This window comes from Acinetobacter sp. Root1280 (assembly GCF_001425285.1).
GTDB classification, from domain to species: domain Bacteria; phylum Pseudomonadota; class Gammaproteobacteria; order Pseudomonadales; family Moraxellaceae; genus Acinetobacter; species Acinetobacter guillouiae.
In genome coordinates this window covers 69,303-84,884 of record NZ_LMED01000008.1, presented here as the reverse complement: position 1 = coordinate 84,884, position 15,582 = coordinate 69,303, and the positions used below count along the sequence as shown (strand labels likewise).

General features: G+C 37.3%; 15 protein-coding genes, 1 tRNA gene and 3 pseudogenes. 3 read left to right on the top strand and 16 right to left on the bottom strand.

The features are described 5' to 3' along the window. Positions 1-200: 200 nt before the first annotated feature. From ASC84_RS23210 to ASC84_RS08550, 6 genes and pseudogenes are all read right to left on the bottom strand, one after another. Positions 201-432: pseudogene (locus ASC84_RS23210) on the bottom strand (hypothetical protein); the annotation flags it as partial. A gap of 1 nt (position 433) precedes the next feature. Beyond that, a partial coding sequence (locus ASC84_RS08565; RefSeq protein ID WP_227515115.1) for a hypothetical protein occupies positions 434-968 on the bottom strand: 535 nt, incomplete at its 3' end. A gap of 21 nt (positions 969-989) precedes the next feature. After that, on the bottom strand, positions 990-1,139 hold the full coding sequence (locus ASC84_RS22905) for a hypothetical protein (protein WP_171252537.1): 150 nt from the start codon (positions 1,137-1,139) through the stop codon (positions 990-992). Between the two features lie 13 nt (positions 1,140-1,152). Further along, a complete protein-coding gene (locus ASC84_RS08560; protein ID WP_056513660.1) occupies positions 1,153-1,410 on the bottom strand; it encodes a hypothetical protein in 258 nt (85 codons plus the stop codon). Between the two features lie 127 nt (positions 1,411-1,537). Further along, positions 1,538-1,873 (bottom strand): hypothetical protein, encoded by a 336-nt coding sequence (locus tag ASC84_RS08555; protein ID WP_056513657.1) that lies wholly within the window; start codon positions 1,871-1,873, stop codon positions 1,538-1,540. Further along, a complete protein-coding gene (locus tag ASC84_RS08550) occupies positions 1,870-2,910 on the bottom strand; it encodes a hypothetical protein (RefSeq protein ID WP_056513653.1) in 1,041 nt (346 codons plus the stop codon). Before ASC84_RS08550 ends, ASC84_RS08555 begins: the two co-directional genes overlap by 4 nt. Positions 2,911-3,595: 685 nt before the next feature. Here ASC84_RS08550 and ASC84_RS22255 point away from each other — a divergent pair. Next, on the top strand, positions 3,596-3,799 hold a 204-nt coding region (locus tag ASC84_RS22255; protein ID WP_155860329.1), incomplete at its 5' end, for an IS3 family transposase. Between the two features lie 106 nt (positions 3,800-3,905). Here the strand turns inward: ASC84_RS22255 and ASC84_RS08545 are convergent. The 8 genes and pseudogenes from ASC84_RS08545 to ASC84_RS08520 all read right to left on the bottom strand — a co-directional run bounded on the left by ASC84_RS08545 (position 3,906) and on the right by ASC84_RS08520 (position 11,431). After that, complete coding sequence (locus ASC84_RS08545) at positions 3,906-4,754, bottom strand: hypothetical protein (RefSeq protein ID WP_056513649.1); 849 nt, start codon at positions 4,752-4,754, stop codon at positions 3,906-3,908. 275 nt (positions 4,755-5,029) lie between these two features. After that, positions 5,030-5,230, bottom strand: a pseudogene (locus ASC84_RS22250) (ATP-binding protein); the annotation flags it as partial. A 201-nt stretch (positions 5,231-5,431) separates the two neighbouring features. Beyond that, positions 5,432-6,334, bottom strand: a complete 903-nt coding sequence (locus ASC84_RS08540) for a hypothetical protein (protein WP_056513647.1) — start codon at positions 6,332-6,334, stop codon at positions 5,432-5,434. An 80-nt stretch (positions 6,335-6,414) separates the two neighbouring features. Next, positions 6,415-6,648, bottom strand: a complete 234-nt coding sequence (locus ASC84_RS08535; protein WP_056513644.1) for an AlpA family phage regulatory protein — start codon at positions 6,646-6,648, stop codon at positions 6,415-6,417. Positions 6,649-7,008: 360 nt separating this feature from the next. After that, positions 7,009-7,917: a hypothetical protein gene (locus tag ASC84_RS08530; protein ID WP_056513641.1), complete on the bottom strand. Its 909-nt coding sequence runs from the start codon at positions 7,915-7,917 to the stop codon at positions 7,009-7,011. 403 nt (positions 7,918-8,320) lie between these two features. Next, positions 8,321-8,992 carry an inovirus-type Gp2 protein gene (locus ASC84_RS22680; RefSeq protein WP_227515116.1) on the bottom strand — a complete coding sequence of 224 codons (672 nt, stop codon included), beginning with the start codon at positions 8,990-8,992 and terminating at the stop codon, positions 8,321-8,323. A 19-nt stretch (positions 8,993-9,011) separates the two neighbouring features. Further along, a pseudogene (locus tag ASC84_RS22675) lies at positions 9,012-9,392 on the bottom strand (hypothetical protein); the annotation flags it as partial. A 377-nt stretch (positions 9,393-9,769) separates the two neighbouring features. Continuing rightward, entirely contained in the window at positions 9,770-11,431 is a 1,662-nt protein-coding gene (locus ASC84_RS08520) for a hypothetical protein (protein ID WP_056513638.1), read from the bottom strand. Between the two features lie 158 nt (positions 11,432-11,589). On the opposite strand from ASC84_RS08520, the gene ASC84_RS08515 reads away from it, so the two are divergent. Further along, on the top strand, positions 11,590-12,366 hold the full coding sequence (locus tag ASC84_RS08515) for a hypothetical protein (RefSeq protein WP_056513635.1): 777 nt from the start codon (positions 11,590-11,592) through the stop codon (positions 12,364-12,366). An 82-nt stretch (positions 12,367-12,448) separates the two neighbouring features. Continuing rightward, on the top strand, positions 12,449-12,910 hold the full coding sequence (locus ASC84_RS08510; protein WP_227515114.1) for a hypothetical protein: 462 nt from the start codon (positions 12,449-12,451) through the stop codon (positions 12,908-12,910). 210 nt (positions 12,911-13,120) lie between these two features. On the opposite strand, the gene ASC84_RS08505 is transcribed toward ASC84_RS08510, so the two are convergent. Both ASC84_RS08505 and ASC84_RS08500 read right to left on the bottom strand, forming a co-directional pair. Then, a tRNA-Ser gene (locus ASC84_RS08505) sits at positions 13,121-13,210 on the bottom strand. 98 nt (positions 13,211-13,308) lie between these two features. Continuing rightward, a complete protein-coding gene (locus ASC84_RS08500) occupies positions 13,309-15,342 on the bottom strand; it encodes an NADPH-dependent 2,4-dienoyl-CoA reductase (RefSeq protein WP_004724886.1) in 2,034 nt (677 codons plus the stop codon). Between the last annotated feature and the right edge of the window lie 240 nt (positions 15,343-15,582).

Here is a 15,582-nt window from a genome sequence, read left to right as displayed (position 1 = left end):
GGTCGGAAAAATAACTGCTTCTTCACCAAACCCAACATCTTTTTTTAAGATGATTTGTTCTGTCTTTGCCATCACTGCGGTTGTTAAAAATAAGCTGATTAAAGCACAGCTGATAATTTTAATATTTTTCATGGTGATATTCCTGTTTCTAAATAGATATAAAGGTGTTTTAAAATTCAATTTCTAAAAAAGTTAATTGTTTAAAAACAAGGTTTATAGCCTTCGCTTAAAACTTGATTGTTATTTTGGTTCCAACGCACCACATACCATGTACATTGATAACGATCTGAGTCCCATGCTGCACGGTAAGTAATGCTGTTGCCCTGTTGACTCCAACCTTCAACACGCTTAGCCACCTGATCTGGGCTAGATCGTCCCCAAACCTCCATGAGATGTGACGCTAACATTTGATCAATACTTGAAACGGTTGCCNAACCTTCAACACGCTTAGCCACCTGATCTGGGCTAGATCGTCCCCAAACCTCCATGAGATGTGACGCTAACATTTGATCAATACTTGAAACGGTTGCCTTAAGATCAGCTGGTGCAGTTTTGATTGGCTTTAAACCGTACTTGGCAGCATTCGAACTTAAGGTTTTTCCGTCATGGTATTCAGAATCGATTTGCATGGTTAAATGCTCAGTCGCAGAGTTTTGTGAGGATTTCGCCTCTTCAACCACTGCTAAAGCACCAGCAATGTCATCTTCACTTGGGCCTAAATGCTCTGTTTGTGTTGTTGCATCTGCTGTTAAACCTTGGTCACCTGATTCTAATGAAGCTTGGACTACATCAGCAGTTTGAGTTTTTTGGGCTTTGGTCTGTTCTATTGCCAGCTGTGCTAACTGTAGCTCTGCTTTACGTTGTAGATGCTGGTTCAATAGATAAGAACCGATTATTACTAAAACCAAAACTACGCTGATGATTTTCCAGTAAGGCTTTGCTATAGGGATTTGATTTGTATTTGTCATTGTTATGCTTCTTGATCAGTTTTAAGAAAATAGCCATTCCAAAAAAGTAAAAGGCCAGACGAAGGCTCGTCCTAAGAGATAGGCTTTGGAATAACCCGCAGGAAAGCTCCAGATCAATTTGAACCAGTAGCCCAACATAATCAGCAGATAAGTGATCAATAGATTTCTCATCTTTAGCCCCCTCCTAGTTCAATTCAGACATACAGGCTAAACCTGCTTGTTGTACTTGATCTTCCCAATCTTCAGGAAATTGCATGGGGTTCTTGATCTGCTTAAGTCGATCTTCACCATAATGTTGTTCTACGTTGTTATAACTGCATGAACAGAAACTACGATTGCCACCAAAGTTACGGCAGCCATCCTTAAATTCTGATTCAAATGCGCTACTACAGGCAGTCAGCAAAACACCGGCTGACAATGAAAAAATGAGTTTTAATTTCATTTTGTCCTCTCGTAATGACTTATGTTTTTAATGCCCACACTTAGAGCGTTATGGCTTCACTGAGGTAATGTGTATTTGAAATTTCTTTATATTCAATTGAGTTCTGAGGAAATCAATCCAGAAGACATCAGCGCGAACCAACAGTCCAGCCATTTGATGTGGTTAAATTCAATATATAGATTTCATTTTTTATAAAACTTTGATTGAGGATCGGGTCATAACGCTCAACCTTGACTGCACAGTGATATAAATCAAAATAAGGGTGTGCACGCTCTTGCCCCTCATACATATTAGAGCGCTGACATTGCTTGAGTTGAATTTGCACAACTGATTCATCTTGTTGTCTTAATGCCTGTAAAACATCATCGGCTTTGGGTTGGACTATCTCTTCTCCAGATAAGCCACAGCCTGAACAAATCATTGCCATCAACATTAAACTGATTATTGAACCCTTTATTTTCATGGCGCTTTTCCTTGGGTTTCCGCATATGTGGACATACCAAATTGGAAGGGTCTGATCTGTTGCAGTGGAATCACCTGTTGTTGCACCAAGGTTAAATCAGGTCTTACATCCTCTACATAAATCTGCTGAGGTTTGAGTTGTTCAATCACTCGAAACTGTTGATCCATCCCCAAATATTCCATCAGTACAATGCGGTCGATCGCTAATCCCTGAGCTTGATAATCCAATACAAAGGCCATATAGACTGAGGCTTGTTCTCGATTATCCCATACGCTAATTAAGCTTTTAGCTTGCTCTGCTGATGCTTTAACTTGAAAGCGTATCAGCCTGATAAGTGCATCCTCAGATGCCATCCTCAAATCATCTTCATGAATTACAGGTGCTGTGGTTTGGATGGTTAATAATGCTTGATCAGCATCGTAATCAATTCGATTCAACTGGTCGAAATAATCAGGAATCTCAATCCAGCGATTGCTAAAGTTCAAAGCATCTTCAATACGACCCAAATCTATATTAGCTTTTGCTGTCAACTTCTCAGTTTGCTGCTGTTTGGCTTTGATACGCTGTTGATAGGTATCAGTTGTTTCGTAGGGATCTTTTTCTGGAATAGAACTACGTTTAAGCAAAGCCAAATGCTGAATGGCTAAGTTATTCGCTCGACTAAACAAATCAGGGCTGGTTAGATCGACAATAGGGATTCCAATGGAATCTTTTTTTCGCACCCCAAATAAAAGGATCTGATCAGGGCGGAGTTTTAATTGCTGTCTTAAAGCAAGAAATGATTTTTTTGCGCCCTTTGTATCCACAATATAGTTTTGAAAATCTTGTAAAAAACTTTCATCACTCATTTTATCTAAATGCAAAGCTGTAATCTTTTGCCCAGCAATAACAACTGGCCTAGGATGAGCAATTACATCTATACGCTTTGACAGTTGATCTTCTTTGTCAGGGATATAAAGTTTGGAATCTTGTTTCGAGCATGCACTGATACACAAAGGCAGCAGTAAACATGTCGTTAAAATACGGCCATGAATCATGATCACCTCACGTCAATTTAAGTTTTTATTTAATTTGTTCGTTGCTATATCCTGCTTAGCACAAGACACCAGCAACACTTAAATGAAGTGAGGGAATAATAAAAAGACAATAGTGCGCATAGCAAACTCCTTGATCTGTCGGAATTCTGCCAAAGCATTTGAGATTTATGGTGGCAGAACGAGAAAGGGTTAGCAGACTGGTACGACACCAGCACATCCAAAGATGTCCCTCTCCCGTCCTACCGCAACGGGAGGGAACGAGTGGTACACATAGAACTATCCCTCAGAAGGAATAAATTCTGATGCGGTCGTATACGGTCTGCTAAAACCGTCTGGCGATGTAGGCCAGCACGCAAAGAATAATTGCTGAATCGAGTTATGTCAATCTGACACAAATGAATGAGTTTGCTCAGTCTATGAGTCGGAATAAAATATATCCTGCTGATTCAAGTATAATTTTAGGTTTTGATCAATCCAGTGCTTAAGTAATCCTTATACTTCACATGCATTGGTAAAATACTTAGCCCGTTTCGTCCTAATGCTTGTTAAAAACAGCTTCCCGTTTTAGGATAGGTAAGGAGTCGTCGCGGAAACTGCTGGGACAATGCCGTTGCTGAATCCTTTTTTAGCAGCTTGAAGAAGGAAAGAATTAAAAAGAGAATCTATAAAACTCGAGAAATGGCCNCGCGGAAACTGCTGGGACAATGCCGTTGCTGAATCCTTTTTTAGCAGCTTGAAGAAGGAAAGAATTAAAAAGAGAATCTATAAAACTCGAGAAATGGCCCGTGCAGATGTGTTTGATTATATCGAGATGTTTTTCAATCGAATCAGACGTCATTCGCATCTTGATGGGATGAGCCCAGAAGCATTTGAGGCAGCTTCAAAATGAGGCTGGCTCATGTCTAGGATACTGGGAGCAGTCCAGAAAATATTTATGATCATAGTCGCAACAGCTCCATTTAACATTGCCTTATTATTATAATACCACCATTAAGTTAGGCTATTAGCTTTTTAAATTTACTATCAAAACAAGGGCATATAAAAATCATAAAAATAAATAAGAAGATACTAAATATTAAGTGCTTGTTATTTTTATTTTTTGTATAAGTATCTATTCGCTTATCTATATCAGTTTCAGCTACAACTTTAAGAGTATTGATATTTATTTCAGAGCCCCCATGCCAAGAACAATGACCTTGATTACGACTATAGCTATAAGTCCCATCTTCACAAATATAATCCACACCTACTGGAGTCTGACTTAAGACTTGTTTAGCATAATTAACTTCGGCAGAAATATTATCACTAAAATTAATAACTTGAAAATTTATTTCATCAATTCTAGATTCTTGCCAAAAGATAAAGCATAAGACCGAAATGTAGAAAAAACGGCTTTTTAGAGCCCTTTTTAAAATCGAAAAAATAATAGAATCATTGTTTTTTGATTTAATTCTTTTAGTTTCAGCAATAGTATTTTCTGTTGATCTTAAAACTGCTGTTTTACCAGAAGCTCTTTCTTCATGAAGATATATTCTTTTCGAATCCTTAAGTTTTACATCTACTTGTTGATGCTTTTTATAGAATCGACTGCCATACGCTGTTTTTAAATCACCTACAGCTAGTAAGAACAACTCAGAATTGGAATTAAAACCAATCAAAGAAGGATTGTTTACAAATTTATCATTAGATTCCTTGAACATAAGGCTTTGTGGATCATTATACCTTTTAAAGATCAAATAATATTCATCTTCTATTAAACTAGTTTCCCAATGGTCATCCACTGCAATTACTTTAATTATATTTTCTGTCTCACAATATACTTTTATAACAAAAATATTTACCATTTCGTACCTTGTTCTTGTATTTCTAAATTACTATAAGTATATCCACCTATAAAATTCATGGCAAAAAGTCACTGTACCAACCTAGTTTTTATAGGTTTAAATTATTTAGATTTGCTTATTTACTTGAAAAAATCTTACTCTTTAATTTTGAATTCTTCAGTATATCGTTTGCTACGGCTCACAAACACCTCTTTAATTTGTAATGGTCAAGTAAAATTGAGCCACTATGGTTAAAAAAATAGTCATTCTGAATAGCTTCAGAAATGACTGCTTAATTACCGATCTTGAGTAATCTCTGCAAGATGAACTGATTGCTGTTTACGACGTTTTCTTGTTTCCAGACGATAACTGTCACCATTCATTTCTAGAATATGAGAGTCAGGTGTTAATCGATCCAATAAAGCGCCCGTTAGATGTTCTGATCCAAATACTGATGTCAATTCATCAAAAGGTAAATTACTGGTGACCAGAATAGCGCCCTGTTCGTGATGATTTTACCTCTACTAATCCACATAAAGGTAAAACAACTGTATGCCAGAAACACACCTTAGACGTTAAACCTTTTTGTTACAGGATCTATTTGCAGTAATTTCGCATATCAACCCCCTTTTCAAGTCTTGCACTTAATACTTGATTAAAAATAAATGAAGGACTGTTTTTATTCAGCCCCCTCAATATCATTTACCCGATGTTCCAATAAAGTGCTTAAAACCTATAGGCCATACTCGAACACCCATTGAGTCTTTGCTGGTATTGACAATGTCACGCTTGAGTAAACCATCTAGATCCTCCTGATCATCAAACTCGGTAAATAATTGATTAACTAGCTCATGGCTTTGGTTATTATCATCATTTAGGTCAATCACTATTCCCTTAAAACCTGTTGAGAAATTCCATAACGCTTTCAATCGATCTACATAAAACGAGGTATCTAAATAAATTCTTGCATTGACCGTGATCGATAAAAGCATGATGTATTGATTTTTTTCTGGGATACGAATCACTCGTCTGTACCAATACAAATAATTTACTGGAAAATATTCCTGTTGCTTAAGATGTTTATTAAAGTGTTGAATATGTTTATTCATCTCTAAGATAGAAATTGTTTCTGCAAGCTCAGGTTGATATGCACAAATCAGATTAATTTTATTCAGATCAAAACAGTACTGAGTGACTTTGTCATACTCATCTTGATATCGTTGAACTTGCTTAACATGTCTGTCATTTTGTTCTTTCAGCTCTTCTAAAATTTCAGCACTTAAGAAAATACGCTCTAATTTACCCAAGGTCATAGTAATGAGCATTTTAGCTTGTTCTTGATCACAAATATTTCGTATTCCTGATTCAAATTGGCTGGCTCGATAACAATTCATCAAGGTCTCTAACCAAAATCCATAACGGTAGTCATTGGTTGCAAATAGTAAATGCCAAATTTGGATATCTTCTAAGAGTCGTTTATGCCAGTGATTAACATCATATTCACCGCGTTTACTTCGTATACTCAAGAAGAGTTCATGAACATCACGTTCCAGACGTGGGGCAATTAGGTGTTCGAGAGAGGGGAAATTCATTGGTTGCATGGTGGTCTTCCTATTTTGTTCATAGGAAGACCAATGCAATTATTTTTAATTATTCTTGAACTCGATTTCTTCTTTGAAAATCAACTTACTCTCTGGCTAATTTTCAATTGAATCCATTCATGAATTTCCTGAGCAATCCAACCAACTCTATTCGTGGATAAAAAGATTTGTTTAGGAAACGTCGCATCATGGTATTTAGATTTGGGATCAAGTATTGAGTAAATTGTTGCTCGACTTAGTCCTGTAATTTGAATCACTTGTTTGATATTTAAGATTTGGTTGATCTGAAAAGTTTGAGGATTAATCGCATTCATCTGATTGGTTCCTATTCGATATGAAGGCGTGCTTTCTGCACATAGCATGTGCGACCTGATAAAAAATAAGTGACCAACCAAATTTAAAAACTAAAGCTAACAAGACTAGGGCGCTATAAGCGCCCTAGTTGTAGGAGAGGAATAATGACTCAAGCTATAGGTATTCCCAGCTCGACCGTTTTAGTCATCTTCTGACATCAATGCGGAGTTCCCCCCGAATTCAAAAAATCGTATGCTAAACCGATGATAGCAGTCGTAACAGCCTGAATTTACCAGAGCCAAGTAGATGAAATAGTCTTTCAAAATCTTTTCCATGTGTCTTCCTTCGGCAATACAATTACAACATAGATTTCAACTTGCCTATTCTGGATAAAGACTATCAAAAGCATTTGCAGAAACACGGATTGTCAAATCATCCGATAACCCTTCTATCTTCTCCAAAATCTCATGCGGACAACTTTTGCTAAAGGTCAGCACAAAGCCATAGGTCAAACCATCATCACTACTGATTTCGAATGTTTCCCATTCCAACGTTGCAAGATCTCCGTCTGTTATGCCAAGCTCCGTTGCCAAACTACTCTGAGGACTTATGCCATATCGTAGCTCTGGGTCAACCCAGTCGTCGTTGACACTACCTCCAGCTTCAAGCTCGAAATCGTAAAAACCGCGCTTGCCAGCCATACGGGGCAATGTCACTTGTACTACAATATCAAGGGTGTCGCCACAGAATGGTTTATCATCCAGTGACTCACCCTTGTACTGGGTTTTGGCAATAGCGACCAACTCAGTACCACGATCTTCGATTTGTACATCATCATAATAAAGATCATCGTAAAACCCTGCATTGGTTTCAGCCATCGCATCAGAAAGCTGATCATCTATAAGAGATTGGCAATCTGGTAGTAAGATTTCAACAATATAGGCTTCTAGTGTTTCATAGAGCCAGATATCTCCACCAAATAGCCCTTCATGGGCAAGCATGTCTGATAGAAGCTTGGCAAGGTCAATTGACTCGGTAAGGTCATTTGGTAAATCGATGAGTTTGGAGCGTCTATCATTCATCAACGGTATGTCAGGAATGAAGATAAGTGCCTCTTCGAGCTGAGCATGCGGGTAAGTCTTCTCAGCCATAAGTGCCGCATGGCTCTTATACCCAAAAAACGCCGCAACCAACTCTCTAGCATGTGAAGCTTTTAGTTTCTCAGTAGATTGTGAAGAATGATTTTGACGCAGAAAATCTGCGCACAGTTTTGATAGATTAATACTCATAGAGTGATCCTGTCTTAACAATGCTGGACTTTATAGGTAGTGTTAAGTGTTTAAATCACTACACTTGCCAGCAGGGTTAATAAAGATCAATGCAATTGGCAGGTAGTTCGATTTACTGTCTTTTAGGTCACTTACAGCCTTGGCAATCAGCTCCAATATCTAAGATACCAGATTATCAGATTATCAGATTTTGACAAGACGAATAAATGATGCGATTTGATGGCCATGCGTCAGTATGATTTTTATTACTCAATTTCGATAGAATGGATCAAGGATAGATCGGTTCAGTATGAAACTATATTTTCTGATCTAGGTAAGTTGATACGGTGAATTAAGGCTTGTAGCAGAAGTGTATATAAGAGTCCCCCTCTTTTACACCAATCTACGAATGTGTTCTGCAAGCTTAGAAAGGTAATTCGATCTCATTTGATACCATGCGCGATTGACTTAACATGTAAGGACTCGGTTTAAATTGCCCACATGCAAATGTTCTCATTCTAGGCACCTTCGCCCGCAAACGCTGATCATACTTTTCAGGTTGAGTTAAATACAATGCAAGGCGAAAGGCATTGGAAATTTTACTCACATCCTTTCGCTCAACTAGCCCCAATCCATCTCTCCCTGTTGCTTGATAAGTCGCCCGATGTTTAGCATCCTGTAGGTTATACGCCGTTCCTAATCCATCCGTCATGTTCTCCCATAAAGCACAAACCTCACTTGCAATCTTCCACTCTCCTTCTCTTGATGACCCATTGTAAATAAGCAGTAAATGCACATGATAGGCACCTGTTTCACCACCTTGTTCCAATGCCCAGACATAGCCAACTAAACCTCTAAAGCAGGTATCTTTATCCGACAAGCGTTTACGAAAGGCTTTGAAATGCCGATCGACATCTAGAATGGAAATTTCATCCAAACTTTCACTAAAATACTTAAGATCAACCCTCACCCAAAGTGTTTTACAGTGCTTTTGAATTAAATTACCTAGATACTGCTCAAGCTCAAATCTGTTATTACACTCCTGATCGTGAAACTTCCTCTGGTCTCGTTGATAGGCTGCTGGTGATACATACATCGCCTGACAAATTTCGATNCTCAAGCTCAAATCTGTTATTACACTCCTGATCGTGAAACTTCCTCTGGTCTCGTTGATAGGCTGCTGGTGATACATACATCGCCTGACAAATTTCGATATATTGATCCACATAAGGTATTTCCTGTTCAGTTAAACCATATTGAAGAAATAGCCTATTTGCAATGTCAAGGACACGCTTAAATTGGTCTACAGGGAACATCAGTTGAAAACCTTGAGAAATAAGTTGCTTAAACTCTGGAATTAAATCACAGCATTGCCGAGCATAAGCCCTGAGTTTTTGTTCATTTCGTCGATGAGTCAAACGCTCACTTTCCAGTGTCTGACTCACTTCTAAAATCAGTTGCTCTAGTGCAATTAGGGTTTCTGTTTCATTTATCATTCGATTGTCTACTATGCTATTAAGTTTCATAGGTAGCGCATCTGAATATTTTTTAATTTTATAGTTCAATTAATCTATCAGTCTCTATCTTGTCGTCTTATCACGACTAGATAGAAATATTGGAAATAGTAGATCTTATGATTAAATCTGAAATGATATGAGTAGTAGAGATATAGATACATGTTAAATATAGATAAGATATATGTATTAGGTATAGATATGATATATAACATCATTTACCCAGTGGCTAAGACAAAAAGCTCTCCCGTATTCGTGATAGGTCTTCGATTCAAAACATCGCCATAGCTTTGATTTCCGTGTTTTAGCCCTAAGCGGAAGTTAAGTTGATTTTTTATTTATTCTGAACTGCTATTACTTTAGGATTTATCATTCTCTATAGCACTTAGAATTCCGTACTGCACAAGTTCTTCGTCTAAGGGCATAATTTGCTTGGAGACAATTGAAATGAATTCTAGGCTTTCAACTGGAGAGGCTTCTTGTCCCAAGACTTTAATCTCTCCATGAAAATATTGATTATCCTTTAATTCAATATCAGGAACGAAAATACAGCTGTATCGGGTCTGCTCCATACTTCGAGGTAAAATTCTAAATGGTGGTTTCTTCTCAATATCTCTGTATTTCGTATTAGCAGTCCTTTCTTGTTCCTCAATTCTTCTGGAGAGCTTGAAATAAAGAAAGATCTGATTAAAAGCGATTAAGTCCAGCATTGACATCAATACCCTATCAAAGGAAGCTAATCTGATCTCTTTCAGCTTACGATCTACTAAGTACTTATTATAACTCTCTTCGTTAAACGTCTCATCGAATTTAGTATCAGCAACCACTTCACGGTAATATTTTTTACCCGCAAATAATGCCATCAGCCCTTGATGTTCAAGCCTTACTGAAACCCCTTGCAACAACTGCTTATAAACTGAACCTTCATTACCATAGAGCTCACAACAATGCTGCTCAAGATAGCATTGTAGTGAGCCATCCCCCAAATTATAGCTATAAACTTTTTCTTTAAGTTCTCGAGCACCTAACTGATCAAATCTAATCAATTTGAGATAATCTGCATCCTGCTCACTTAACTCTTTAACTGCCCTAGAAAAAAGGTCATATTCTGCCTTTTGGTATTGAATAAATGAATCCAGACTTTTCGGAATAGATTCGAAAAAATAACTTATCGGGTCACACAGAAAGTTTGGATTTTCTAAATCTAAATTTTCTTTTTTATTTTTTTCAGATATCTGATGTTTAACATGAGCCAATCGTTTTACTTCAAACTGGTGCATTTCTGGATATTCGATTATATAAAATCGACCATAAGTAGTATCCTCACCCCAAAGAGTATGAGATAGGTTCAAACTATAAATAGGGTTTTCGAATGAGATAAAAGCATTACGGATACTCCCTTCAGCTCGACTACGTATAAATCTTAAATTGATTAACTTATACAAATTCTTATACATCGGTTGTTTTTTTAGGCCTGTCGTTTTATATATTTCAGCATTCCCACAGCCCATCACAATACCAAATTGATTGCTATAAGTTAGTAACGTCAACAGCAATAAGGCAGATTTAAAATCAAGTTCACTTTCTCGGTCAGTACTGATCGAAATGGTTTGAATAACTGCCAACAACCTTTCAATCATGGGAGATAAAGCTAAACGTTGCTTTAATCTGTCAATTTTCTTTTTATGATATTCAGCAGTCTTAGTCTCATTAGATCGTAAATTGCTAAAGTAGTTATCACTGAGTCTGATTTGCCGGACTCTTGCACGCTTGCCCTGCTCTGGATAACTCACAGTGATTAAATTTGCTTGTTGTAGTTCCTCTAATACCCTCCTTAGCTTTTTATGTTGTACCCCTATTTTGTCAGCTAATTCGAGTAAGGGTATTGAACAGGCCTGTGTTCCGAATGCAAGAATGAACCGTAATAAGACCCAATGCCCATGGGGAGTTAAATTACCATCATTAATCTGATTTGATCTCAAAAGATGTAACGTATATATAACCAAGTCTGTTTTGTTCACTACACATCTAATCCAACCATACTCTTACAAAAATTCTAGCATATTCATGTGATAGGCATGAAAATATACTTAAAAATTCAATTTCATTAATTAACATTTATTTAATATTTAATTAGTGTTAATTTAACTGAATCTATAGAATAAATAATGAGTAATAAATGGCCAATAAAGTGATGAGCCTTCAGGCTTGGTTGAACAAAGAAGAGGAGTTAAAAAAACAATTTTTAACTGAGAAAATAGAATCGCGTGAAGACATTGCTCCCTATTTCAGCCAGAATGAACAGGTACAATATATTTCAGATTCTTCCGGATTTAACCATTTTCCAGAACACAGCGATGTAATAGAAAACTTTCAAAGTTTCTCAAAAGTAGCTATAGCAATTTCAAAAACCACATTCGAGAAACTTAAAAAAGATTTTCGAATTTTCAAATTCAATTTAAAAAATAAAAATGAAAACAGAGTTAAAAAGCAGCTTTTCATTGATCAAAAAACAATGAGTAGACTTGAAAAAATTATTAAAGATAACAAGTTAGATACAATACAAAATGGGCTTAATTTCCTAATGGATGGTATAAGCTTAAGAATGAGAGAAGCAAAAGAAATAAATCGCCAAAGTGCAACAACAATACAAATCCAAAATGAACAACTCAATGTTCTCAAGGAACTAATTGATCAGTACAAAAACCGAAATAAGAGTCTTATCATTAAGCATAATAAAAAATTAGAGAATTTCAGCAATTCTTTATCTGACTACGTAACTAACGATTTCCAAACACTACTAAATCAAACTCTAGAAAACATATTGGATCAACAAGCGTATACAGCACTCATTGAAAGTGGAGATATCTCATCCTTATTAGAAAAATTATCAGAAAAAATTAAAACAAAAAAAGTGGAAGCAACTTCAATTATAGAAAGCCAAGACCTAAGTTAAGTAGAATAATTAAAAAAAGAAAATTAGACCAAGACTAAATTTACTTTACTGCACTTGTCGATAGCTGTCCATTAAACAAGCATTGCTAGAGAATAATGGAGTTGATACGGATGAAAACTCTCAAAAATCGATGCAATCTGAGAGCGAAAATCAGGTACATTTAGAGTCATGTCAAAACATCAATAAAGAAACAAGCTCTGTAAATGAGGTTGAAAGCCACTCTAACCATACAGAATCTATCTACAATGCAATGACCTCACCCGATTCAGAAAGTGGGGATACTGGATGGATCAAACAAACAAAAGAAATGGTTGAGCAAAATTCTGATGCACTCATTGGCACACGTTTACTAAACCAAGATGAAAGAGAACAATTACTAAATCTAAAAAGACAAATAAAATCCACAGCCCAAGTAGCAAAAGTGACAGCAAAAAAAGTTTCAATACCACTTACCGCTCGTAATCCTAACTGTAAACCAACAAATGAAACGATTGCAGATCAAGATGACCTCAATAAAGAGAATTATCGCAACTCGGAACAATGAGAACAGGCACAAAAAGTAGATATGCAGAACATTTATGTTTAGGTTTGTTCTGTAATAGATAACTTAAACTCAATTTACCAATTATCTAACGCCATCTAAATTATTCTTATTTTGATTAATCCAATCTAAAATTTTATGTGGGTTATTATGTGGGACAAAAGCACAAGCAAGAAAAAAGCCCTTGCAAATACAAGGGCTTAATTCAAAATTTGGCGGAAGCGGTGAGATTCGAACTCACGGAGGACTCACACCCTCGTCGGTTTTCAAGACCGGTGCATTAAACCGCTCTGCCACGCTTCCATGTGCGCAAGAATACTAAGCTTTTCCAATTCTGACAAGAAAAAAATAGACTTAAACTATTCAAATGCATATTGTTTCATCAAAATAGATGATTTTGATTAAAGTTTAGCTGCTATTTCAGCACCTTCACGAATCGCACGCTTTGCATCAAGCTCACCAGCCAATTTTGCACCACCGATAATATGGTAATTTGCTAAAGTTGACTCACCCTCTTGAGGCATTAAGTCCTTAACGGATTCCTGACCTGCACACACCACAATCGTGTCTACTCGTAACAATTGATCATGACCATTGCTTTCAATCCATAATCCTTCATTGGTTACAGACTTGTATTGCACGCCACGCATCATTCTTACCGCATGTTTTTTCAATTGTGCACGGTGTACCCAACCCGAGGTTTTACCTAAACCAATACCAAGAGGTGTGGTTTTACGTTGCATCAAATATATTTGACGAATCGGTTGCTCTACTTCAGCAGGAACAAAACCACCTTCAGTCATATAGTTTGGATTTGGGTCTACACCCCACTCTCGTTGCCAATCCGCCAAAGGTTGTGGTTGCGGCTGATGTTCAGGTTTTAACAAATATTCTGATACATCAAAACCAATACCGCCTGCACCGACCACAGCGACTCTGTTGCCAACAGGTGCACCACGTAATACTTGAGCATAAGACAACACTTGCGGTGCATTACTGCCTTCAATATTTAGCCCCCGTGGAATCACACCTGTTGCGATCACCACATCATCAAAACCTTCACGTTCTAATTGCTCACGATTCACTTTGGTATTTAAACGTAAGTCCACACCAGTTTTTTCAATCTGAACCTTAAAATAACGTATGGTTTCATGAAACTCTTCTTTACCTGGCACAACTTTAGCGAGATTAAACTGTCCACCGACCTCAGTAGAGGCTTCAAACAGAGTCACCTGATGTCCACGACTTGCCGCAATAGTAGCTGCTGACATTCCAGCAACGCCGCCACCAACAACCGCAATTTTCTTCGGTTTTTTTGTTTTGAGATAAACCAGTTCAGTTTCATGTGCTGCTCGTGGGTTCACCAAGCAACTTGCACGCTTATTTTGAAAACTATGATCTAAACAGGCTTGGTTACATGCAATACAAGTATTGATTTCATCAACACGGTTGGTTGCGGTTTTACTTACCCAAAAAGCATCTGCCAATAATGGACGCGCCATTTGCACCATATCAGCTTTACCTGCTGCCAAAATTTCCTCAGCAGTATCAGGCATATTAATTCGATTGGAAGCAATGACAGGAACAGCGACATGCTTTTTCACTTCTGCGGTGTAATCTACAAATGCAGCACGCGGAACAGAGGTTACAATCGTGGGAACACGTGCTTCATGCCAACCAATCCCAGTATTCAGTAAAGTAATACCTGCTTTTTCTAATGCCTGTGCAACAGTGATCACTTCATCCATGGTATTACCGTCATGGACCAAATCGAGCATCGACAAACGGAAGCAAATAATAAATTTTTCACCAACTTTGGCACGAATTGCTTTTACAATTTCGACTGCCAAACGCATACGGTTTTCAATTGGCCCGCCCCAACGGTCTTCACGTTGGTTAACATGGCGACTTAAAAATTGATTCAGTAAATAGCCTTCTGAACCCATAATCTCTACGCCATCATAGCCGGCTTTTTTTGCCAGACTAGCTGTTTCAGCATAATCTTGAATGGTTTCAAGAATCAGTTTGTCACTCATCTGACGCGGTTTAAACATCGAAATCGGTGATTTGATTGGGCTTGAAGATACAACAAACGGTTGATAACCATAACGCCCTGCATGCAGAATTTGCATCAGAATTTTTGCACCATGCTTATGTACAGCATGTGTGACTAAACGGTGTGGTGCAATATCACCTAAAGTATTCATCGTTCCACCGGCTGGCAACAACCAACCTTGGCGATTTGGGGAAATCCCCCCTGTAATAATCAGCCCAACACCACCTTTGGCACGTTCTCCAAAATATGCAGCAAGTTTTGGGTAGTTATAAAAACGATCTTCTAAACCTGTGTGCATTGAACCCATCACGACACGATTTTTAATGGTCGTAAATCCCAGATGGAGTGGTTTTAAGATATTTGCATAGCTATTTGTCATGATGAATCCTTTAAGTTTGGCTTTGCAACTTGTTGCATACTACTTTATCGAGTTTTAATTTTTTTTTGATGGCAATTTTTGATATTTTCATCGTATATAGTGTCAATTCTATCTGCTTTACCCACAACAAGAAGCAACACATCTTGATATGACTCAAATAAAAGAAAAGTGTTATACAGTTTTATAACAATCTGCTGTGTCAATTTTCGTTATTTTGCAATATAACTGCTGAATAAAAGT